The following is a 21534-nucleotide window of genomic DNA, read 5'->3' as shown; positions in this document are numbered from 1 at the left end:
AATGAGTGAATTATCTGACAAAGAGCAGTTGCGTTATAGCCGTCATTTAATGCTCAAGGAGGTTGGGCTTGAAGGTCAGCTAAAATTAAAATCAGCCCATGTTGTGGTCGTTGGGGCGGGCGGTTTAGGCAGTCCTGCACTATTATATTTAGCCGCCTCAGGTGTGGGAGAGCTTACTTTACTAGATGACGATAAAGTGGAGCTTTCTAACTTACAACGTCAAGTGCTCTATAAGGTAAACCATTTAGGGCAAGCCAAAGTGAGTGCTGCTGGTAAAGTGCTTGGCAGTTTGAATAGTCAAATCACCGTTAATACAGTTGAGCAGCAATTAACTGAGCAAAATGCCGAGCAAGTTTTTACAGGCGCTACCTTGGTGCTTGATTGCAGTGATAACTTTACCACTCGTTATACCGTTAATCGCTTTTGTTTAAAGGTAGGGGTTCCGCTGATATCCGGCGCCGCAATAGCCAGTGAAGGGCAGTTGATGTGCTTTGATTTTCGAAAGGCTGATAGTCCTTGCTACGGCTGCCTGTTCCCAGAGCAACCAATAGAGCAAGCGTTAAATTGTGATAATGCTGGCGTATTAAGCCCGTTATTAGGAGTGATAGGCTCAATGCAGGCGCTATTAGCAATTAACCTGATATTGGGTCACCATGAGGGGAGCCAGTTTGTACGCTTTGATGGATTGAGTTTGACGCAACAGCAGTTTAAATTAACAAAAGCGGCGCAATGCACTGAATGTGGATAGCAATGAAAGCGCGAGATAACACTCGCGCTATTTTATGGTGTTGAGTACTTTACTCTGTAATTTTGGCGAAAGGTGTGCCCATGCGGGTTACCGTTTCAGGTTGCTGATCCGCTAGAATTTCAGCCTGATTAGCGCCCCATGCTAAAATCACCGTAGAGCCGAGCTTAAAGCGGCCCATTTCTTCACCTTTTTTCAAGGTAATTGCGTTATCGCCAGTGGTTGGGTAATTCCAACTAAATACATCTTTTCCTGCTGGTGGTGTTACTGTACCTGCCCAAATAGTTTCTATACTAGCGACAATTGTTGCACCGACTAATACCATCGCCAGCGGGCCAATTTCGGTATCAAAAATCGCAACTACACGCTCGTTACGTGCAAATAAGTTAGGTACATTTTGCGCAGTTAGTGGGTTTACCGAAAACAAATCACCTGGTACGTAAATCATTTTGCTTAATGTGCCGTCGATTGGCATATGAATACGATGATAATCTTTTGGCGCCAAATAAATCGTCGCAAACTCACCACCTAAAAATGGGGCGGTGTCTTGCTCAGAACCACCAAGCAACGCTTGTAAGCTGTAGTCATGACCTTTAGCCTGAATGAGTTGACCATCAACAATTGCGCCAAGTTGGCTAATTGCCCCATCTACCGGGTGAGCGATTATCTCAGCTTCAGCATTTAATGGGCGAACACCTTCTTTTAGCGGACGGGTAAAAAATTCATTAAAGGTTTTGTAATGAGCGGGATCTGAATATTGTGCTTCGCTCATATCTATCTTGTACTGCTTAATAAATAATTTGATTAACCATGTTGTTAAGCCACCCAGCCTTGCAGCAGCTAATTTACCTACCATGCGCGATAGAAAATGTTTTGGCATTGCATATTGCATGGTAATTTTGAATTTATCTAAACTCACTTGTTTCTTCCTAAATTAAACGCGCGGAGCGCGAGCTCCAGCACGGCCATCGGCCATTGTTTCTAAAATTCGGTGGTAACTGTCAAAGCGCAGCTCTGAAATATCACCATCATCAACCGCTTGGCGGATAATACAGCCAGGGTCGTTTAAATGTTTACAGTCGCGAAAGCGACAACCGCCAATAAACTCGCGGAATTCTTTAAAGCACCAGGTAACTCGTTCAACTTCAAGGTGCCATAAACCAAACTCTCTTATTCCAGGAGAGTCGATTAAATTACCCCCTGAAGGCAAATGGTGTAACCGCGACACTGTGGTTGTATGTTGACCAAGACCACTGTTTTCAGAGACTTCTTTAGTCAATATTTCAGCATCGGGTAGCACGGTATTTACCAGTGTGGATTTACCGACACCGCTTTGGCCAACAAAAATGCTATTTTTACCCACTAACGTTTGCTTTAAAGCATCTATGCCTGCTGCGGTTTTATTACTCACCAGTAAAACTTGATAGCCAAGTTTACGATAGATATCGAGTACTTCCTCAATAGCTTTTAGGCCTTGTTCGTCAATAAGGTCTATTTTGTTGAGCACTAAAATAGGCTCAATTCCCATATCTTCACAAGCCACTAGATAGCGGTCGATAATATTTGCAGTAAACTCAGGGAGTACCGCAGAGACCATTAGTATCTGATCAATATTAGCCGCAACGACTTTAACGCCATCGTAAAAATCGGGCCGTGTTAATTGTGAGCGACGATCATGCATCGCCTCAATAACACCCGCTATATCACCTTCGCTTACTTTTGCGCGGCGAAATTGCACTTCATCACCGCAAACAATACCTTTAACAGTACGACGAATATTACAGCGCAGTACATCACCATTATCGGTTTCAATATCGGCATGTTGACCAAAACGGCTAATAACCACTGCATTTTCCGCAGGGCCTAAATTATCGTTCTGTAGTTGCTCATTTGTCCCTTTCGCTGACTTATCGTCGGCATTGGACAAGCGTTTTTGGTGATTAGCCTTAATCCTACGGGATTGGCCTTTACTTAATTTCTTCTGTTTTGCCACTTTTGGCCTATAACTTAGTTAAATGTCGCGCTTTTTGAAAAAAAAGCTTTAGGTCGACTGATGATACTAATATGATATATCTAAATGCGTTAGATCTAAAGGAAAGCACCGCAAGGTAATTATGTCTTTTCATAAATCAAATCTGATTTGGCTCGACCTCGAAATGACAGGTCTTGAACCAAGTACAGACAAAATACTCGAAATAGCGACTGTTGTCACCGATAGTGAGCTAAACATCTTGGCTGAAGGCCCAACAATTGCCATTCATCAGAGCGATGAATTGCTAGATGGGATGGATGAATGGTGTACCACTCAACACGGTCAATCAGGGCTTACGGCACGTTGTAAGGCAAGTACTTATGACGAGGCTTATGCTGTTGAGCAGACCATTGAATTTTTAAAGCAATGGGTTCCTGCTGGGGCATCGCCCATGTGTGGAAACTCTATTGGTCAAGATAGACGCTTTATGAATAAGTATATGCGCGAGTTGGAAGATTTCTTTCATTACCGCAACTTAGACGTGAGCACTATTAAAGAGCTTGCTAGACGTTGGAAACCCGAGGTTTTAGCGCAAGTGAATAAAAAAGGCTCACATCTTGCACTCGATGACATTAAAGATTCCATTATGGAATTGAAAGTCTACCGAGAAAAATTCTTTAATTTGTAAAAAATACTTGCAAACACATCGAATTATTGTAGAATCCTGCCCCGCTTAAGACGATAACCCCCGCGGGGTTAGTATGCTTGAGCACAAGTTAAAGATTCAAGAAGAAAGGTTAAAGGGACAAGGTTTAATGTTGATAGAACCTAGAACCTAGAAATGCGGCACTAGCTCAGTTGGTAGAGCGCGACCTTGCCAAGGTCGAGGTCACGAGTTCGAGCCTCGTGTGCCGCTCCAATTTCTCACCAAAGAAATTGGTTAATAGTTTCAAGGTAAAAGTTGAAAGCTCCAAGCTGTTCTAACTTTTAACTTTTAACTTGAATCTTGTAACTAGAAACTTTTTATGCGGCACTAGCTCAGTTGCCAGAACGTTTTACCGCGACTCGTCGCGCAGCAACGGACAAATTACTGACTATTTTGAATGCGGCACTAGCTCAGTTGGTAGAGCGCGACCTTGCCAAGGTCGAGGTCACGAGTTCGAGCCTCGTGTGCCGCTCCAATTTCTCACCAAAGAAATTCGAGTAAGTTTCAAGATAAAATATTCTAGAACTTAGATAAAATGCGGCACTAGCTCAGTTGGTAGAGCGCGACCTTGCCAAGGTCGAGGTCACGAGTTCGAGCCTCGTGTGCCGCTCCAATCTCTTTTCTTAACATTTTATACTTTCCAATCCTTAGCTACTTCCAAACACGGCTGTACCCAAAGAGCCATGATATAGCTTTCATCCCAACGATAACTTTCACTCTTGCTTGCTAGACTTTTACTTAGCTCATTTGGTTACAAACTTCGCGCCGAAACTAAACAAATTTTAATCTTAAAAGATCAACATACTTTGCTTTAAACAAATAAAAGCCCAGCAGATGGCGACATTTGCTGGGCTTTTCTGTATTTACTAATTATTTTATAAAGCTATACAGCAGTGCAAGCACCGCTAAGCTGCCCATAAATAAGATAAAATAAGCACTTTTGCCACGGTATTTTTTGAGCGCTGGAACTTTAAAGACGGCTACCATAGGCATGATAAATAAGATCATGGCGATAATAGGACCTGATAGTTGATCCATCATATCTAAGATACTCGGGTTTTTAACTGCACAAAACCAGATAGCAAAAAACATAATTGCTACACCCAACTTGTCAGCGTTCTTCATACTTAGTTTGGTTTGCTTGGTGACTAAGCCATTAAAGCTTTCACGCGCTCCTAAAAAATGCCCTAAGAATGATGATGTAATAGCTATAAACGCCACGAGAGGACCTAGGGTTGCTATAAATGAGTTGTCAGTGATGTTTGCTAAGTACGATAAGATAGATACGTTTTGGGCTTTTGCCTGCGCCATTTGCTCTGTTGAGAGAGAAAGCACGCACGAAAATACAAATAACAACACAAAAACAATTAATAATAGGCTGGTACGCTTTAAAATAGCTTCTGATTTTGCAGCTGCATCATTGCCATAGTGACCACGTTGCACGTTGGCAAAGCTTGAAATTGCCGCCGCATGACTAAATGAAAAAACAATAATAGGTACAGATAACCACAGAGTTTTGGCAAAACCACTTAATTCCGGAAAAGCCATGTTAGGCATTTGCCAACTTGGAATTAAGTAAATAGATAAGAAAAATAAAATAGCAACTAATGGGTACACTAAAATAGCAAACGCGCGCAGCATGAGCTTTTCACCGCCCAGCATTAAGCTGATCATGCCAGCAACAAGAATACCCGAAAGTAATACTCTCGAAGGTGACTCCATACCCAGTTGGTTAACGATAAAACTATCAACTGTATTAGTTAGTCCTACACCATAGATAAGCAAGATCGGAAAGATAGATAAAAAGTATAATAATGAAATCAGTCGCCCGGCATTGACTCCAAAGTGCTCTTCCACAACATCGGTAAAATCAGCATCCTTATTGTTGGACGATAAAACAAAGCGTGCTAAACCTCGGTGAGCTAAGAATGTCATAGGGAAAGCTAAGCAGGCCAAAATAATTAATGGCCAAAAACCACCAATACCAATATTGATTGGTAAAAACAGAATTCCCGCGCCTACAGCCGTGCCAAATAGACTCAAAACCCACTGAGTATCGTGTAAGTTCCACTTGTTTTTACTTGTTGTCGATGTATCTAACTGTGCTACATCTTGATATGAGCTCATTTATACTTCACCAATTAGAATAATAATTTTGCGGCAGGATATATAAGTTGAAGCACTAATGCATTTTTTGGCGATGTATAAACATAGCTGTGCTGTAAGGTGAAAGTTACAGGTTGTCATGTTTTAGTAGGTTGTAGTTAATTAGGTTAATAATTTCAGTTTGTTAGCTAAAGAAAAAAGCTAGGAAATGAATTCCTAGCTTTATTATTTTACTCTTTTGGCTCTTTCGTTTTACCGTTATTTGGATCTTTTAACACTGACATCTTAGGGGGTTGTAGAGCAACTATACGCTCACCTTCTTGAGGTGGTTTTTCCATATTAATGGTAAATGGTCGTACTTTGACTGGTGAGTCATCGTCGCTATCTTTTTCTCCGTGCAAGATAAATAACGGAATAGCTTCGTTATTCATTTCTTGGTATTGCTCCCAACTAAACTCTTCAGATATACGGGTTGCGCTTACTTTGCCACCTTTCGCAATCAAACTGCTTAGACGCGCATAAGCGCCATTGTCACCAAACAAAATTTGGCGTGACAAAAATGTCGCACTGTCTTTGTTTGCTTTAGCATGGTTTGTAGAAGAGCGTAGTGAAAATACATTTTTTTCGTTTAATAAATGAGAAAAATATTGTACGCCCAGCGCGTTATGATGTCGGTTAGGAGACAGTGCTAGTACGCTGCGTATAGTCGTCAGGGGTAAGTAGCGCTCAGCGTGTTCTGATTGCGGGTTACCATAATAACAAGGCAAACCATCCATCCTCGCCATTTTACAGTTCTCCCATGCGGGGTCTGATAAATGCACAGGAATATTTTGATCATTTAATCCTTTAGCTATTGCGCGAGCAACATGGTTTGCACCAATGATTAAAATTGTATTCGGTGAAGGTTGGCGAACACCGAGTAACTTAGCAACAGGAATAGCAGTTAAGCTTTGTAGCACTACAGTAATAATAATGACGGTAAAAATTAACGGAACTATTTTTTCTGCGTCTGCGACACCTGCTTCCATCATACTTAGCGCAAATACCGAACCTACGGCAGCTGCGACAATACCACGTGGTGCTATCCATCCGAGCACTAAGCGCGATTTTATCGGCAAGTCTGAGCCAAAAGTTGAAATGGCAATACAAACTGGTCGCGCAATAAATAGCACAACAGCTAAAAATATAAATACATCACCGTCAAGCATCATTAAGTCTGATAGCTGTAACCTTGCTGCTAAGAGTATAAATAGCGTCGAAATTAAAATCATCGACAAGTCTTCTTTAAACTCCAAAACAGAGTCGATTTCTAGGTCATCTTGGTTCGCCAGCCAAATACCAAAGACTGTTACAGCAAGTAGTCCCGATTCATGACTTAAGTGGTTAGAGATGGTAAAGCTAATAAGCACTAAAGCTAAAATACCAAATTTATGTAACTCAAATGGTAGCCATTCTTTACGAATTAATAGAGTCGTAAGCCAGCCCGCCACTACACCAATCGATAAGCCAACCCCGAGGGTTTTAAAGAGTGCGATGATAGTATGAACAAAGACCTCACCTTGACCAACCAACATTACGGCTTCAAAAACCAATACGGCAAACAGCGCTCCAATAGGGTCTATTACAATACCTTCCCAACGTAGAATGCGATCGATGTCTTGGGTAGGCCGCATCGAATTTAATAGGGGGGCGATAACCGTGGGGCCGGTAACGACCAAAACGGCACCTAATACGGCAGCCACGCGCCAGTTGAGCTCTAAAATCCAGTAAGCGCTGAGGCTAATGATAATACAGGTAGCTATCATCCCTATGGAGCATAGGTTTCGAACTACCTTGCCTATACCTTTAAGTTCTTTGAAATGTAAGGTAAGCGAGCCTTCAAATAAAATAACGGCAACACTTAACGAAACAACGGGAAACAGTAAATCGCCGAGTAATGCATCTGGGTCTAATAAGCCCGTAGCAGGACCTAGTAATAAACCCGTTAACAGTAAAAATAGAATTGCTGGGACGCGAAAAGCCCATGCAACCCACTGGGCAAGAACAGAGCAAAGAGCGATCCCTGCGATATAAATAGCTGACATAAAAGAGGTATTCCTTATTTATTACTTCAGTTAAGAGTAAGGCTAGCAAAACTAATAATACAGGGATATGTTCATTTATCTTAATTGAATTTTAGCTGTTTATTGTTTTTTTGTAGAAATTATTTTTCTTTAGCGATTAACGCAATTACATAAAAATTTCATGTTAATGCAACATATTGATAAATAGTGATATTTTATTTTTCTTAAGGTAGGTGTGGGTAGGTGAATAAAATATAGCCTTGATCTTACAGACGATTTTAGCGTATTATAGTTAGTGTTCAAACAATTTGTTGTCTAATTAGTTACTAGTTAGGTATAAGCGAATACATATAGTTATTTTTAAGTCAGTTAAAATTATACTTACTTAAATGAAGGTTATTATATTTATTTGCTTAATATTCAATAGATTAATTGTTTTGAATACAATTTGTATGTATTTACTCATTTTTGGGTATTAGTTCACTTGTAATGATAAGGGCATATAACTGCCGTTTTTATATTTTGAGTTGAATTGTTACCTATTCAATATTTGGCGCCCATCGTGGTGAACAAATCTCGGTCCTTGAGTCATCACCCTATCTGTTGGTGTACCTGACTTTAGAGGCTCTATGTATGTTGTTAATAAAGAAGCTTCACACAGCTTTTTACAGCGATGCATAAACAACACTTTTTATTTTACTTTATAACTGTTCAATCTAATGATTGAGTAAAAGTTATGCTATATCTAAAATTCACTTTTTAATTAAAGGTGTGTGTTTTTGGGTGAGTGTGTAAAAGGTGTATTTGGACATACAAAATGTAAACTCGTATCTTAGCTTTAAAGCTAAGTGATTGTTTTCTTACTTCTCTTTAAGAAGTAACAGTTAAATGGAAAGTTGAAACACATTATGCAAAAGTTAAATTGGCGACGTATTGTACTTAAAGTTGGTAGCGCTCTAATCGCTCCGGATCAAGATGGTTGTCGTTCTCGTTATTTATTAACTATCGCACAGTTTATTGTTCGTTGCCGTAGTCGTGGCATTGAAGTTATTTTAGTTTCGTCGGGCTCGGTAGCTGCTGGCGCGCATTTATTCCCTGATCAACAAGAACGCACCGTTACCATGAAAAAAGCTATGGCGGCGGCAGGCCAAACAGAAATGATGGCGATGTGGGACCGTTTTTTTGATTTTCCGTCTGCGCAAATTTTATTAACTCATGGTGATTTACGTGACCGTGAACGTTATGAAAGCATTCGTGAAACCGTGTTCACATTACTAGAGCATGGCGTATTACCTATCATGAATGAAAATGACACGGTAACCACCGATGATTTGAAAGTTGGTGACAACGATAATTTATCAGCCATGGTTGCAGCTGCAGCAGATGCTGATGCATTAATGATTTTCTCTGATGTAGATGGGCTTTATAACAAAAACCCTAATTTACACGATGATGCAGAGCTACTGCCAGAAATAAAATCTATTGATGAATCAATTTATGCTATGGCTGGCTGTGCCACCAGTGCGGTTGGCACCGGTGGTATGAAAACCAAAATTGAGGCGGCAGAAAAAGCCACTTCACATGGTATAACTACATACATAATTAATGGTTTTAAAGAGCAAACATTTAATCAGTTATTAGAGGGCATAAACCCTGGTACAGTCTTTTTACCTTATGAAAAGCCAATGCAAGAAGCTGTGCATTGGATGACTCACACTGCAAATGAACAGGGTGAAGTTGTGGTTGAAGGTTCATTTGATGAGTCGCTTGAAGGTGAAACAGGGTGTATACGTGGGGATGAGATTGTTGCCGTACATGGTGAGTTTGCTATCGGTGATACGATTTTAGTGCGTAGTAACGATGGTACACGCCTTGCTAAAGCAACGGCCAATTACAGTAGCTGTTTATTGAATTTTATAGCTGATAACGAGCAAAGCGAATTTAGCGACAAAATGCAAGATTCGATTGGTCCGGTTATTTCAGAAAAAGATATCGCATTATTGGAGAAGTCATGAGTTTAATTACGGATATTTCACGCCAAGCAGCAAAAGCTGCTCACCAGTTAGCTTTACTCGATACCGAGACAAAAAACCGTATGTTACTGGAAATGGCTAATGCATTACGTGAACAAAAAGCATTTATAATTTCAGAAAACGAAAGTGATTTAGCAGCTGCCAGAGACAATAATTTAGCTGCATCAATGATAGATCGTTTAACGCTCAATGATGAGCGTATTGAAGCGATGGCTGAGGGGATTGAAGTTATTGTGAGCCTTGAGGACCCGGTTGGTCAGCTTCGTGATATTACAGAGCGTCCAAATGGGATTAAAATTCGTAAAATGCGCGTGCCTCTAGGTGTGGTGTGTATGATTTATGAAGCACGCCCAAATGTAACCGCAGACGCCGGTGCGCTGTGCTTTAAGTCAGGTAACGGTGTTATTCTACGTGGTGGTAAAGAAGCGCTTAAAAGCTCACAAGCCATTGCTAGCGTAATGCACAAAGTCCTTGAAGCAAATGATCTGCCAGCTGCGCTTATTTCGGTGATCCCAGATCCTGACCGTGCGTTGCTTATGGAATTAATGCAGCAAAGAGAAAGCATTGATCTGATTATTCCACGCGGTGGTGAAGGGCTAATTAACTTTGTTACTGATAACAGTACGATACCGGTGATTCAGCATTTTAAAGGTGTATGTCATCTATATGTTGATAAAGATGCTGATTTAGAAGTGGCACTTAACTTACTGCTAAATGGTAAAACACAGCGTACAGGTGTTTGTAATGCATTAGAAGGTCTAGTCGTACATGAAGCTGTAGCAGATGAGTTCTTAAATTTATGTGCAGTCGTACTTCGTCAAGAAGGCGTTAAAATTAATGCAGATGGTCAAGCAGCTAAATACTTTGATGATGCAACAGTACTTGCTGATAGTGAGTTCGGCCAAGAGTACCTTGATTTAGAAATTGCAATTCGAGTTGTTCCTGATTTTGCTGGTGCCATTGATCACATCGCTCAGTTTGGTTCAAATCACACTGAAGTTATTTGTACTAAAAACCAAGATGCGGCTAAATTATTCCAACGTAGTGTGGATGCATCAGTTGTAATGGTTAACGCATCATCACGTTTTTCTGATGGCTCACAATTAGGTTTAGGTGCTGAGATTGGTATCGCTACCTCTAAGTTGCATGCATATGGTCCTATGGGCTTAGAGTCGCTTACAACAGAAAAATACCTAGTGGATGGTGAAGGCCAAGTTCGCGAGTAATTTACTTATTTATGTAACCTGAACTCTGGTTAAGAGATGTACTAATGTATTGATATTAAATCACAAATATGTTTATTAGTCTCCAGAGTTCAGGTTAAGTATTTAATGCCGAGTTTAAGACTCGGCATTTTTATTTCTTAAGTCACTTAGCCAATTTTCTGCAGGCTCAGGTTTATGTAAAAAGTAGCCCTGTAAAGTCATATCTGGGAAAGCTTGTAGCATAGTTAGGTGCTCTTGATTCTCTACTCCTTCAGCAACAATCTTCAGGTCAAATAAATCACCCAAACTAACTATCATATCGATAATCAGTTTGTCGTTATTGTTTGTTGGCGCTTCTAAAACAAATGACTTATCAATTTTAAGTTCATCAATTGGCAATTGCTTTAAGTAAGTTAAGCTGGAGTAGCCAGTTCCAAAATCATCAATAGATACCCTTATACCCAACTGTTTTAGATGATGTACAGCCGCAATAGCATCATCCATATTGTTTAACAGCGTGCCTTCAATTATTTCAATCGTCAGATTTGCAGGATTGACCTGTGCGTCAATAATGCTTTGAGTGATAAAGTGTAGAAAACGTTTTTCATGAAAATGTCTGCCGCTGATGTTAATAGAAATAGCTAGGCTTGGGTTTTGCTCGTTAATTTGTTCTAGTAGTTTTAAAGCTTGAGTTGTAACCCAGCAATCTAAATCATAAATAATATCAGACTCTTCGGCTATCGGTATAAATTCAGCAGGGCTAATAAAACCTTTTGTTGTATGTTGCCAGCGAAGGAGTACCTCAGCCCCCTTTAGGGTATGGTTGTGATCATATTGTGATTGTAAGTTAAGTATTAGTTCTTGTTGCGCAATTGCTTGGCGTAAGTCTTGTTCTACTTCGAAACGCCGTTTAGCTTGTTCGCCAAAAGATGTATCAAATGACGTAACTCTATTGCCGCCTTTTTCTTTTGCTTTATAGCAAGCAGCTTCACAGTTTCGAATAGTTTCAATTGCGCTTCCTCTTAATTCATTACGTGGAAGAATATAGGTCCCTATACTGACCGTTAAACTGATTTTTTGTTCTTCGATATCAAATGGTTCACTGGCGGCTAGTAGCAGTTTTTGTGCGGTTACATTCGCTAAGGATTGTGTTCTTTCATAACCAGTGCCTTTTTGTGTTTCACATAGTACAGCAAACTCATCACTGCCAAGGCGTGCAACGATATCTTTATTACCTAAATTATTGTTTATTCGTGTTGAAAACTCTTTTAATACTTTATCGCCCGCCATTAGGCCAAGGCCATCATTAATTGAATGAAAGCTATCTATATCTAGAATAAAAATACAGGTATAGCTTTGCTGTTTATTTTGCTCTCGTAATTGTTGTTCCAGAATTTTTAAAAAGTTATTACGATTAGGGAGGCCTGTAAGCTCATCATGCCATGTTAAATAGTCAATACGCTCTTGAGTGACTTTTACACTCGAAATATCACTAAATACACCAATAAAGTTAATGTTGGTATCGACTTCGTTTTTAACCATACTAAGTGTAAGTAATTCAGGATATAACTCACCGCTTTTTCGTCGTGTAGTCAGCTCACCACTCCAGTAACCCGCTTTGCTCGCATGTAGCCATATATCATCAAAGTTTATCTCTGGTAGGTTGTTTTGTTTGATTTCTTTTAATGGTTTTCCAAGAGCTTCACTTTCACAAAACCCTGTTATTCGGCAAAAAGATGGGTTGACAGCAATGATAATACCCTTGTGATTTGTGATTACTACGCCATCGGCTGTGCTGGTTAGGGCTTGATAAAATAAAGCTTGTTTGGCTGATAGTTTTTTTAATTCAACATCACGCTTGGTAAGCTCAGAAGCAAGGTTTTCTACCTCAATGAATTTGTCATGTAATTCAAAGTTTTTTTCAATGAGGCGATCGAGCATTCCTTGCACAGAGATGTGTGCGCGTACACGAGCACGAACGAGTGCCAATTTATAAGGTTTGTGAATATAGTCTACGGCGCCCAGTTCGAAACCTTGTTCTTCGGATTCTTCTTCGGTGAGGGCGGTGACAAATATAATAGGGATCCCCTTGCTATTTTGGTTCTGCTTTAGCTTTTTACAGACCTCATAGCCATCCATCTCAGGCATCATAATATCAAGTAATATTAAGTCTGGACGTGTCGTTTCAATAAATTCAAGCGCACTTCTGCCGCTAGTTGATACGCGAACATCATAATCTGATAGCAAGCCTTCAACCAATATATGCAGATTATTGGGTTCATCATCAACGATGAGAATTAACGGCTTTTGACGGTCAGCGTTTTGTGTTGGTAAGCTTTGGGGCACTAATTTCTCAATTACAGTTTCACTATTAGATAAAAAATAGCTCATAGTTAAGAGCTTTGTCTAGTTTTTAAGGTCATTTAAGTAGTTATTAATGATTGTTTTAATTGATTGAAAATTAAATTGATTTATCGCTTCTCTTAACCGTACTAATTGCGTATTTTCTGTTGCGTTTTCTATATGCTGCTCAAGTTGTAAAATAAGTACCTGGGGAATAGGTTTAGCTGATTTAGCTAATTCAAGTATTTCATCTAAGTACTCAATATTACTTTCAATATTCAGGCTGATTACTTGACTTGCTTTCAATTGGTTAGCAATCGCAAACTGCTCTATTGCGCGCAAAGAAATTTCAAGTTGCAGCTGGCAAGGAGTAAAGTTTATCGGTGTAGATTGTTTTATATCTTTTTGGAGTTTTTTAGCTACTTCCTCTAATCGTTCTAAGCCCAAAGTGCCGGTTAAACCTACAAACGTATGCAACATACGTCTTAACTCAAGAATATGTTGTTGCTTATAAAGCACTTCTGCTTCTTTTATAAAGTTACTGTAGTCTTTAGTAAACCGGTCGAACGACTCACTTAGCAGTACATCATTAAAGTCTAAGTTCTCTAAAGCCACGGGCAAGTTTATCAATTGTGTCTGGGAGAAATTAGGCGTTGCTAAAAGGGCTGAATTGATATCAAAATTTAAAAAAATGAGCACCTCAGTGCCTCCACCTTGTCTACTCTTGACTTGAATTTCGCCATTTAGCAGTTTGATCAGCTTTTGACTAATACTTAATCCTAACCCTGTTCCAGTATATTTACGGGAGTAGGAGTCATCGTTCTGATAAAAAGGATTAAAAATTGCTGATAACTTATCTTCAGGAATACCAATTCCCGTATCTTTTACTGAAAAAACTAAGGAAATTGAGTCATTGCTCAATGAATCGGCCGTTATCGTGATTGTGACACTCCCTTGCTCGGTGAATTTGATTGCATTGTCGACTACAAAGTTTAAGGTTTGGTTTAGCTTTAAATAATCACCTGTCAAGGCGATGTCTTCATCCATATGAAGTAATATATTGAATTCTAGGTCCTTAGACTTACATAAGCTTGAAAATGATTCTGATAAGTACTGTGACACTTCTTTAATGGTAAAGTTAATATTTTCGATAGTGGATTGATTCGAGTCTAGCTTTGATAACTCTAAAATATTATTTACTAATGAAAGCAGGTTGTTACCACTGGTAAGGGATTTAGCAATATACTTTTTATGCGCACCATCTGTAATTTCTTCAGATAAAAGTTGCTGCATTCCTAAAATGATATTCAAGGGTGTGCGCAGCTCATGACTCATATTAGCGACAAACTTGCTTTTTGCCTCATTGGCAATATCTGCTTGATGCTTTGCTGCTTTTAATGCTGAGTTTACCGCTTTCATTTGGTCATTTAGCTCTTGGGTTTCTATCAGTAGTGTGTTTGTTTCATTATTTTTCTTATACAGAGAATTGGCCGCTTTTATCGCATGCGAAAATTCATTATCTAGTTCAGGCTCAGCCAGTAGACCACGTTGCTTACCATTGTTCATATCGTTCAAAAGCAAGGAAAGGCTATTTATAGGGGATATTATTGTGCGCACAATAAAAATGCATATTGTAATTAATAATACCAACATCACTAGCGCAAATACTTTACTTTGTTCCGCTTGTTGATCTAGGTGTAAGCTGACTTGCTTTTGGGCTTGGAGAAAGGTGTTTTTTTCAGTACGGTTTATCTGGTCTGTTAAATACAGTAATTCATTTGCAACACCTGTTAAAACAACATTTACCGAGTAGTTATAGCCTCTCGACAGTAAAATAAGCTGGTTATAGCTTTTTCTGATTTCTAAAAATTCCCTATTTAGTAAATTCTTAGGCTGTATTGAGCCTGGCTCAATAAATTTTTCTATCTTATCTAGCTGCAGCTTAAGCTGATTAACATCTTGGCTGGTTGTCTGCGAAATATCAAAGTCAGTATTTTCTAAGTAGTTTTCCGTCGCGTAGTTTATATTTGAAAGTGTTAGTATTGCATCTGCGTAAATTGCCTCATGACTCGAGCCTTTAATGTTTTTCAACGTGTTGAGGTGCAATATTAAATTATTAACCGCGGGCTTGAAGCGTGTATTGAATAAGCGTACACGATTTTTTCTGTTTTTAACGACTTGCTCAAATGTTCGGTTAAAGTTTATTAAGTGCTCTCCTAAACGAGTAAGCAAGTCTTTATATGAACTTGAATGTTTTTGTGCATTGGTATTGAGTTTCTCTAAGTCATTTTTAGCATTCAACTGAAAACGTTTAAAATTATCTACTGAAATTGGCTTGGCTTTATCAACGTAATGAGTTACTTGACCTTGGAGTGAGATGACGTTATTTTCAAGATCGTTGGTTGCTTCACTTTGGGTTTGAGCATCATTTTGTACTGTCAAAAGTATTCTTAGTGAATTTTGTGCACTTGAAAATAAATAGCTTTGAAACAGTAAGATTATAACTAATAATGAGATCGCAGCGATGATTTTTGATTTGATAGAGTTTATTTTCATTAGCGACTAATTAGCTCATACCACTTTTGCAAGCTGTAATCATACGTTGGCATAACTGTATTCCAGACAGCTACATTGCTGAAGCGTTTTAAATAGCTACCACCACTGCGAACGTTACCTGCTTCTACAGATACTTTACCTTGCGTATTAAGCAGTGTCTCCGTTGCCTCTTTTCCTTCATACCAATATGCCCATTCAGCTTCTGAAAGTAACGGTTTTGAACGCTCTGGGTTACTAATGTAATAACCTTGTCGTGCAATAAAAGCGCCTGGCCAGCCACTGAGCCACCAATTCATATAATCATAGGCGGCATCTTTTGTATTATTGGTGATTTGGGAAGACAGACACATAACACCGTGCCAGCCTCGGTAACCCTCTTTTGGCGCTGCAAATCGTACATTGATGCCTTGACTATTTAAGCTCTCTACCGCGGGTGAAAACATACTTTGAATGCTAACCCGGTTATTCTTCATAAATTCAACGGACTCAGGTACTGAGTTCCAAAAGCCATTAAAGTGTTTTTGTTTTTTATAATCGAGTAAAATAAAAAATAACCTATCTAGTTCGTCGCGTGTCATAGCGCCTATATCAACAAATTTTATTAAGCCTTTACTTTGCGCTGCGAGCGCCAAATCAAAAATGCCAATTGTTGGTGCATTTACTATGCCTACTTTGCCACGATTTTTTTCGTCGAGTAACCAAGCCCAGCTTTCAGTTTCATATGCGCTACCAAGAGGAATGCTGTCTAAGTTGTAGCCAAATGAATCTACATTGTGGACATACGGTAAATAGCTTATTAACTCTGTTTCTTGTGCGTTTAGAGTGCCATCATCTTGAATATTAAGTAATTTGTAAGGTGCATCTCCTGCGCCAATAGATGCGTCTTGAGTAAGCTTTCCGGTTTTAGTCAATGAGTTAATTTCATTAAAATGAGTGATGCGCTTTTTTTCGATTGGCTGGATACTTCCTGCATTCCACAGAACATTGATACTATTAGACCATTGTTCATAAAGATCAAAAGAGCTCGGATCCATGGAAGCTTGTTGTAAAACAGATGAACTACCTGCAGGATTAAACACAATGTTGATACCTAAATCTTCCATTGCTTGTTTGCGTAGGGACTCTTGGAGTGTGACATGTGTGCCGAGCACACGTAGAGTGGTTTTTTTACGCGCGAAAACATAGGGTACATGGGTAATAATGCCAGCGCCTACACTTAAAGTGGCGATCTTCTTGAGTGTTGCCCGTTTAGGCAAATCCATATTTTAACCTAATAAATTTGTGTTAGATTAGGTATAGTTAATCATTTTCATAGACTCAAGTAAAAAATAAAATATATGAAGATTAATTAGAATAATTTAAAAAGGAGGATTATAAAGAATTGATAGGAAAGTGGTGGAGCTAAGCAGGATCGAACTGCTGACCTCCTGCGTGCAAGGCAGGCGCTCTCCCAGCTGAGCTATAGCCCCACATTCCTAAAGTTACAAATTTTGTAACCTGCTTAAGGTTCCGTTTAAGCGGGACGAACTTTAATGAGATTTATAAATTTGGTCAAGTATTTTTTATATTTTTTATCAATTTTCACGAAAACACTGAATTTTTGTTAGACTAGCGTCTATTAAAAAGCACAAAGAAACTAATAATGAAAAAATACGCTTGGGTTTTGCTGATTTTACTTTTTGGTTGCGCCAGTCAAGATGAGCCACCTTTTGAAATAAATAACAAACAACTGTACAAAAAACTGGATGAACAAGGTAATAAAATTTTTGCTTACGTTGTATCAGTTAAAGCTAATAGCAGAAAAAGCCGAAATTCAGATCGTCCATTAACCCGAAGAGAATTTAAAGATTTTGCAGAGCAAGAGTATTTTGAAGAATCTAATAGTCTAAAACTGCAACTTGAAGATCAGGCAGTTGAATTATTGAATAACGAATTAACGCAGCAACAATATTGCCCAAACAATTATGAAATAGACGAAGTGGTTTGGCGTGATTTAAGCGTACAACTTCGAGGGCGTTGTTTATAGCATGCTAGAAGGTAAAAGTAAGTTAGCTGAGTATTTAGCACATTTAAATATTCAGTATGATGTGATTGAGCACCCAGCTTTGCATGGTAGCTTAGATGCCGATAAGCTATTAATTGAGCGTCCAGGCACGCGCTTAAAAAATCTCTTTTTACGTGATAATGAAGGGAAAAATCATTTTTTAGTAATAACCGCACATGATAAGCAGCTTGATTTAAAGGCAATGGCTAAATATCAAGGGCTATCTCGGTTAGGATTTGCGTCAGATGAGCGTTTAGCACGTTATTTAAAAGTAGCTCCAGGCTGTGTTTCTATGCTGGCCCTTATGAACGATAAACAAAATAATGTTACGTTATGGCTCGACCAAGATATATGGTTTAGTGAGTTATTTCATTGCCACCCATTTGAAAACACGGAAACTTGGTTGATGAAAAAAAATGACTTAGAACAGTTTTTTGCCAGTACAGGGCATCAACCTAAGGTGGTTTTTTTACCTGCTAAATAACCACTCAACACTAAGGTTAATCCGCACAAACATACAAGCAGTAGCGCAGCCATAAACGCGACGTGCCCGTAGTGCTGGTATACCAAGCCAGGTAAAAAAGAACCCAGCGCACCACCACTATAATAAAATGATACATAACCGCCATTGGTGACACTCGGTGGCGCGTTACTTATTTTGTTTACTAAAGGAGCTGCTGTTGCGTGAATCATAAACATGGCAGCGCAAAACCCAGTAAAGGCCAATAAGAATATTATGAGCTGGTTACTCATTAAGATTAATATTGTTCCACAATAAAAAATAAACACTGTGCTGAGTAAGTGCCAAGCCCCTGGACTGTGCTTTAATAACCAAGGTGTGGCAATCGATGCTAAGGCACCAATGAGATAGCCACTGTAAACCAGGCCAATATCACGGGTATTTGTTATTAAAAACGTATCTTGCAAAATAAAAGGCAGGTAATTCAATAACGCAGCAAAGCAAAAAAACATGCAAAATACTGCGCTATACAACTTTAAAATAGGTGCTGTGGCAAGTTGTTTTAAATAACTCAGTGGTGATAATACCTGCGTTATTGTTTCATGGCGGCCTTTAGGGATGGCTAAAGCCAATAAAGTCAAAGCGACAGCGATTACATAGTAAAAGATCTGCCAACTCCATAAGTCTGTAAATACAGCAGCCAATACCCGACCGAAATAGCCTCCAGCGATAGTACTGCCTATGTACAAAGTCATATTGTGCTGTAATTGATCTGCTTTATATGTGCTGCCAATATAGGTGGTCATAGCGGTGAGGGCCGCAGGTAAAATGAGTCCTTGAATAAAGCGTAGTAACAGCAGGAGCTCAAAGCTGGGGGCAGTGGTAAACACAATACAGCTTAATGCCAGCATCAACATAGCATAGCGTAAAATAGTCAACGGGTTATGTTTAGCAAGTAATAAACCGTATACCAGAGGAGCAATGGCAAGTGGTAACATGGTTGCTGTCATAAGGCTGCCAGCATTTGCAGGCGTGACTTTAAACTGTGATGCAAAAAGACCTAATAATGGCTGCGGTGCGTACAAGACAAAAAAGATAAACAATGAGCACAATAATAAGTGGGAAATACGCATTATTTTGACCAGCCAATAAAAGCTGTTAGCTTACGCTTAGTGCTTTTTAAATCAATGATAAAGCAGCTTTAATTATTAAATATAAATATCAAAATACGATTTTCTTGCGCTATATCAGGGTTTGTTTTACTAACTTTGATAGATTAGTTTTTAATGCAACAACCTTCAATGTTGAGGTAACTGGGCTATGGGTATAAAATAATCCTAATCTAAGTTTTAATGGAACAAGGCCATGGGTTCATTACAAGACCAATTGCTACAAGCAGGACTTACAACATCACATAAAGCGAAAGTTGCAAAAAGCGAGAAACGCAAACAACAGAAGAAGCAGAAAAAAGGTGCCACGAGCAACCCAAGTGATCTGCAAAAGCACATTCAGCAAACTAAATTAGAGCAACAAAAGAAAGCTGAAGAGCTAAACCAAGCTCGTCAAGGTGATTTAAAGCAGCGTGAACAAATAGCCAGAGTTAAACAAATTTTAGAACACCACAATCAAGATGAAATTCGTGGTGAGCGTACTTTTAACTTTACCTATGAAAACAAAGTTAAAGAACTAGACGTGAATGAAAAGACACAAAAAGCACTTGCTGGTGGTAGATTAGCTATATGTGTTTTAGAAGGGCAATTTTTTGTACTTGAAGACGAACCTGCACGTAAAGTTGCTGAAGTAGATGAAAAGTACATCGTATTTCACGTTGAGCCAGAAGATAAGGGCAAAGATGATGATGACCCGTATGCAGACTTTGAAGTGCCTGATGATCTTGTTTGGTAATTTTTGCAATCGGAGCTTTTAAAACGCTCCCAGTGATCTTCAATGTGTATAAATTGCGTACAAAATTAGCATGCTATTACGCATGGTCTACAATTAAATAAGTAAATTTATAAACCGTCAAAAAGAAGAGAAAATACAATGAGCAAGATAACAACATTACTTTTAGGGGCTAGCCTTGCAATGGCAGCTAGTGCATCTTTTACATCAGTAGCAGCTGAAGGCGAAGCCCTTTATACAGCTAAACTTTGTCAAACGTGTCACGGCCCTGAAGGCAAAGCGCCAATTATGGCATTGTACCCGAAACTAAATGGCCAAAATAAAGAATATTTACTTGCGCAAATGAAAGACATTAAATCAGGTGCGCGTAGTAATGGGATGACTGCGGCAATGAAGGCTATGGTTGCTAATGTATCTGAAGAAGAAATGGCAGCAATTGCCGATTACTTAGCAAATGTAAAGTAACTCTATCGTTAACCTGAATCTTGGTTAATATTAATTAAACAGCCACATCAATTTATTTGATGTGGCTGTTTTGCTTTCTAACAGTTGATTGCAACCTTAGACTGCTTTAGACTTCTATACATCTATTTCGCACTGTGTTCAGTGTGTTTATACAAGGCATATATATGTTTGAATTACCGCAACTTGATTTAAAAAATAAAGTATCAGCACAGGAGTGGCAATTACGTGTAGATTTAGCCGCGTGTTATCGTTTAGTTGATCATTTTCGTTGGGGTGATTTAATTTATACGCATTTATCGGCAAGGCTGCCTGGCACTGATCATTACCTTGTAAATGCATTTGGTCTAACATTTGACGAAGTAACCGCATCAAACCTGGTGAAAGTTGATTTATCAGGCAATATTTTAGATGACACTCCGTTTAAAATTAACCCGGCGGGTTTTACTATTCACAGTGCTATTCATGAAGTGCGTGACGATGCTCACTGTGTTATTCACTTACATACCAAAGAAACCATTGCTGTTGCGACGCAAAAACAAGGCCTGTTGCCACTGAGCCAATATTCAATGTTTTCTTTACCTTCATTGTCTTACCATGGTTACGAAGGGCTTGCAGTAAATGATGATGAGAGAAAGCGATTGCAAGATGATCTTGCTAATACTAATCACATGTTATTAGTAAATCATGGCGGCTTAACGGTAGGTCCAACTGTGGGGGATGCTTTCATGCGCTTTTATGATTTACAGCGTGCGTGTGAAATTCAACTCGCATTGCAATCAAGTGGCGCAGACGTTACGCCAGTGCCTCAAGCCATAATCGATAATATTTATAATCAAGCCAATGTTGTGCACAGTGGTAGCACAGGTGGTCAGTTAGCCTGGCCTGCTATGCTACGTAAAGCGTATCGTCTTGATCCAAGTTTTGCTAATTAAGG

At 39.1% G+C, this 21534-nt stretch carries 17 protein-coding genes and 4 tRNA genes; 12 read left to right on the top strand and 9 right to left on the bottom strand.

Annotation, left to right across the window (positions count from 1 at the left end; translation table 11 throughout):
* The first annotated feature begins 1 nt into the window (after position 1).
* Complete coding sequence (locus AAEU30_RS11025; RefSeq protein ID WP_421960547.1) at positions 2-748, top strand: HesA/MoeB/ThiF family protein; 747 nt, start codon at positions 2-4, stop codon at positions 746-748.
* Positions 749-797: 49 nt separating this feature from the next.
* On the opposite strand, the gene asd is transcribed toward AAEU30_RS11025, so the two are convergent.
* Positions 798-1664, bottom strand: a complete 867-nt coding sequence (gene asd / locus AAEU30_RS11020) for an archaetidylserine decarboxylase (protein ID WP_421960546.1) — start codon at positions 1662-1664, stop codon at positions 798-800.
* A 15-nt stretch (positions 1665-1679) separates the two neighbouring features.
* Positions 1680-2738 (bottom strand): small ribosomal subunit biogenesis GTPase RsgA, encoded by a 1059-nt coding sequence (rsgA, locus tag AAEU30_RS11015; RefSeq protein WP_421960545.1) that lies wholly within the window; start codon positions 2736-2738, stop codon positions 1680-1682.
* Between the two features lie 121 nt (positions 2739-2859).
* Between rsgA and orn the strand changes: the two genes are divergently transcribed.
* From orn to AAEU30_RS10995, 4 genes are all read left to right on the top strand, one after another.
* Positions 2860-3405, top strand: coding sequence for an oligoribonuclease (orn, locus tag AAEU30_RS11010; RefSeq protein ID WP_087534578.1), 546 nt, complete (start codon positions 2860-2862; stop codon positions 3403-3405).
* Between the two features lie 155 nt (positions 3406-3560).
* Positions 3561-3636, top strand: a tRNA-Gly gene (locus AAEU30_RS11005).
* A gap of 186 nt (positions 3637-3822) precedes the next feature.
* Positions 3823-3898, top strand: a tRNA-Gly gene (locus tag AAEU30_RS11000).
* A gap of 62 nt (positions 3899-3960) precedes the next feature.
* A tRNA-Gly gene (locus AAEU30_RS10995) sits at positions 3961-4036 on the top strand.
* A 257-nt stretch (positions 4037-4293) separates the two neighbouring features.
* On the opposite strand, the gene AAEU30_RS10990 is transcribed toward AAEU30_RS10995, so the two are convergent.
* Together AAEU30_RS10990 and AAEU30_RS10985 are read right to left on the bottom strand one after the other, a co-directional pair.
* Positions 4294-5550, bottom strand: coding sequence for an aromatic amino acid transport family protein (locus AAEU30_RS10990; RefSeq protein WP_421960544.1), 1257 nt, complete (start codon positions 5548-5550; stop codon positions 4294-4296).
* Positions 5551-5759: 209 nt separating this feature from the next.
* Complete coding sequence (locus AAEU30_RS10985) at positions 5760-7613, bottom strand: cation:proton antiporter (RefSeq protein ID WP_421960543.1); 1854 nt, start codon at positions 7611-7613, stop codon at positions 5760-5762.
* 887 nt (positions 7614-8500) lie between these two features.
* Here AAEU30_RS10985 and proB point away from each other — a divergent pair.
* Positions 8501-9607, top strand: a complete 1107-nt coding sequence (gene proB, locus AAEU30_RS10980; RefSeq protein WP_421960542.1) for a glutamate 5-kinase — start codon at positions 8501-8503, stop codon at positions 9605-9607.
* Entirely contained in the window at positions 9604-10851 is a 1248-nt protein-coding gene (locus AAEU30_RS10975) for a glutamate-5-semialdehyde dehydrogenase (protein ID WP_421960541.1), read from the top strand. Before proB ends, AAEU30_RS10975 begins: the two co-directional genes overlap by 4 nt.
* Positions 10852-10965: 114 nt before the next feature.
* On the opposite strand, the gene AAEU30_RS10970 is transcribed toward AAEU30_RS10975, so the two are convergent.
* From AAEU30_RS10970 to AAEU30_RS10955, 4 genes are all read right to left on the bottom strand, one after another.
* Positions 10966-13221, bottom strand: a complete 2256-nt coding sequence (locus tag AAEU30_RS10970) for a two-component system response regulator (RefSeq protein ID WP_421960540.1) — start codon at positions 13219-13221, stop codon at positions 10966-10968.
* Positions 13222-13236: 15 nt separating this feature from the next.
* The gene (locus AAEU30_RS10965) at positions 13237-15615 is read right to left on the bottom strand and encodes an ATP-binding protein (protein ID WP_421960539.1); all 2379 of its coding nucleotides are present in this window, start codon (positions 15613-15615) and stop codon (positions 13237-13239) included.
* Between the two features lie 113 nt (positions 15616-15728).
* Positions 15729-16991 carry an ABC transporter substrate-binding protein gene (locus AAEU30_RS10960; protein ID WP_421960538.1) on the bottom strand — a complete coding sequence of 421 codons (1263 nt, stop codon included), beginning with the start codon at positions 16989-16991 and terminating at the stop codon, positions 15729-15731.
* Between the two features lie 131 nt (positions 16992-17122).
* Positions 17123-17198: transfer RNA gene (locus AAEU30_RS10955), tRNA-Ala, on the bottom strand.
* 173 nt (positions 17199-17371) lie between these two features.
* Here AAEU30_RS10955 and AAEU30_RS10950 point away from each other — a divergent pair.
* Positions 17372-17755: a hypothetical protein gene (locus AAEU30_RS10950; protein WP_421960537.1), complete on the top strand. Its 384-nt coding sequence runs from the start codon at positions 17372-17374 to the stop codon at positions 17753-17755.
* A 1-nt stretch (position 17756) separates the two neighbouring features.
* Complete coding sequence (locus tag AAEU30_RS10945; RefSeq protein WP_421960536.1) at positions 17757-18257, top strand: prolyl-tRNA synthetase associated domain-containing protein; 501 nt, start codon at positions 17757-17759, stop codon at positions 18255-18257.
* On the opposite strand, the gene AAEU30_RS10940 is transcribed toward AAEU30_RS10945, so the two are convergent.
* Positions 18224-19366, bottom strand: coding sequence for an MFS transporter (locus AAEU30_RS10940; protein WP_421960535.1), 1143 nt, complete (start codon positions 19364-19366; stop codon positions 18224-18226). The genes AAEU30_RS10945 and AAEU30_RS10940 overlap by 34 nt on opposite strands.
* 232 nt (positions 19367-19598) lie before the next feature.
* Here AAEU30_RS10940 and AAEU30_RS10935 point away from each other — a divergent pair, with 232 nt between their 5' ends.
* The 3 genes from AAEU30_RS10935 to AAEU30_RS10925 all read left to right on the top strand — a co-directional run bounded on the left by AAEU30_RS10935 (position 19599) and on the right by AAEU30_RS10925 (position 21532).
* On the top strand, positions 19599-20138 hold the full coding sequence (locus AAEU30_RS10935; RefSeq protein ID WP_087534482.1) for a DUF2058 domain-containing protein: 540 nt from the start codon (positions 19599-19601) through the stop codon (positions 20136-20138).
* Between the two features lie 138 nt (positions 20139-20276).
* Positions 20277-20600, top strand: a complete 324-nt coding sequence (locus AAEU30_RS10930; RefSeq protein ID WP_087534481.1) for a c-type cytochrome — start codon at positions 20277-20279, stop codon at positions 20598-20600.
* A 164-nt stretch (positions 20601-20764) separates the two neighbouring features.
* Positions 20765-21532: a class II aldolase/adducin family protein gene (locus tag AAEU30_RS10925; RefSeq protein ID WP_421960534.1), complete on the top strand. Its 768-nt coding sequence runs from the start codon at positions 20765-20767 to the stop codon at positions 21530-21532.
* Positions 21533-21534 lie beyond the last annotated feature (2 nt).

It is taken from the genome of Pseudoalteromonas mucoides, from assembly GCF_049257175.1.
Classification (GTDB): Bacteria; Pseudomonadota; Gammaproteobacteria; order Enterobacterales; family Alteromonadaceae; genus Pseudoalteromonas.
The sequence above is the reverse complement of the archived record's forward strand: the minus strand, read 5'-3'. Positions and strand labels throughout refer to the sequence as shown.

What these genes read in the sequence shown, in the direction of transcription:
- AAEU30_RS11025 (WP_421960547.1), top strand. Translation starts at nt 2, where the DNA reads ATGAGTGAATTATCTGACAAAGAGCAGTTGCGTTATAGCCGTCATTTA.
- orn (WP_087534578.1), top strand. Translation starts at nt 2,860, where the DNA reads ATGTCTTTTCATAAATCAAATCTGATTTGGCTCGACCTCGAAATGACA.
- AAEU30_RS10990 (WP_421960544.1), bottom strand. Translation starts at nt 5,550, where the DNA reads ATGAGCTCATATCAAGATGTAGCACAGTTAGATACATCGACAACAAGT.
- AAEU30_RS10985 (WP_421960543.1), bottom strand. Translation starts at nt 7,613, where the DNA reads ATGTCAGCTATTTATATCGCAGGGATCGCTCTTTGCTCTGTTCTTGCC.
- proB (WP_421960542.1), top strand. Translation starts at nt 8,501, where the DNA reads ATGCAAAAGTTAAATTGGCGACGTATTGTACTTAAAGTTGGTAGCGCT.
- AAEU30_RS10975 (WP_421960541.1), top strand. Translation starts at nt 9,604, where the DNA reads ATGAGTTTAATTACGGATATTTCACGCCAAGCAGCAAAAGCTGCTCAC.
- AAEU30_RS10970 (WP_421960540.1), bottom strand. Translation starts at nt 13,221, where the DNA reads ATGAGCTATTTTTTATCTAATAGTGAAACTGTAATTGAGAAATTAGTG.
- AAEU30_RS10960 (WP_421960538.1), bottom strand. Translation starts at nt 16,991, where the DNA reads ATGGATTTGCCTAAACGGGCAACACTCAAGAAGATCGCCACTTTAAGT.
- AAEU30_RS10950 (WP_421960537.1), top strand. Translation starts at nt 17,372, where the DNA reads ATGAAAAAATACGCTTGGGTTTTGCTGATTTTACTTTTTGGTTGCGCC.
- AAEU30_RS10945 (WP_421960536.1), top strand. Translation starts at nt 17,757, where the DNA reads ATGCTAGAAGGTAAAAGTAAGTTAGCTGAGTATTTAGCACATTTAAAT.
- AAEU30_RS10940 (WP_421960535.1), bottom strand. Translation starts at nt 19,366, where the DNA reads ATGCGTATTTCCCACTTATTATTGTGCTCATTGTTTATCTTTTTTGTC.
- AAEU30_RS10935 (WP_087534482.1), top strand. Translation starts at nt 19,599, where the DNA reads ATGGGTTCATTACAAGACCAATTGCTACAAGCAGGACTTACAACATCA.
- AAEU30_RS10930 (WP_087534481.1), top strand. Translation starts at nt 20,277, where the DNA reads ATGAGCAAGATAACAACATTACTTTTAGGGGCTAGCCTTGCAATGGCA.
- AAEU30_RS10925 (WP_421960534.1), top strand. Translation starts at nt 20,765, where the DNA reads ATGTTTGAATTACCGCAACTTGATTTAAAAAATAAAGTATCAGCACAG.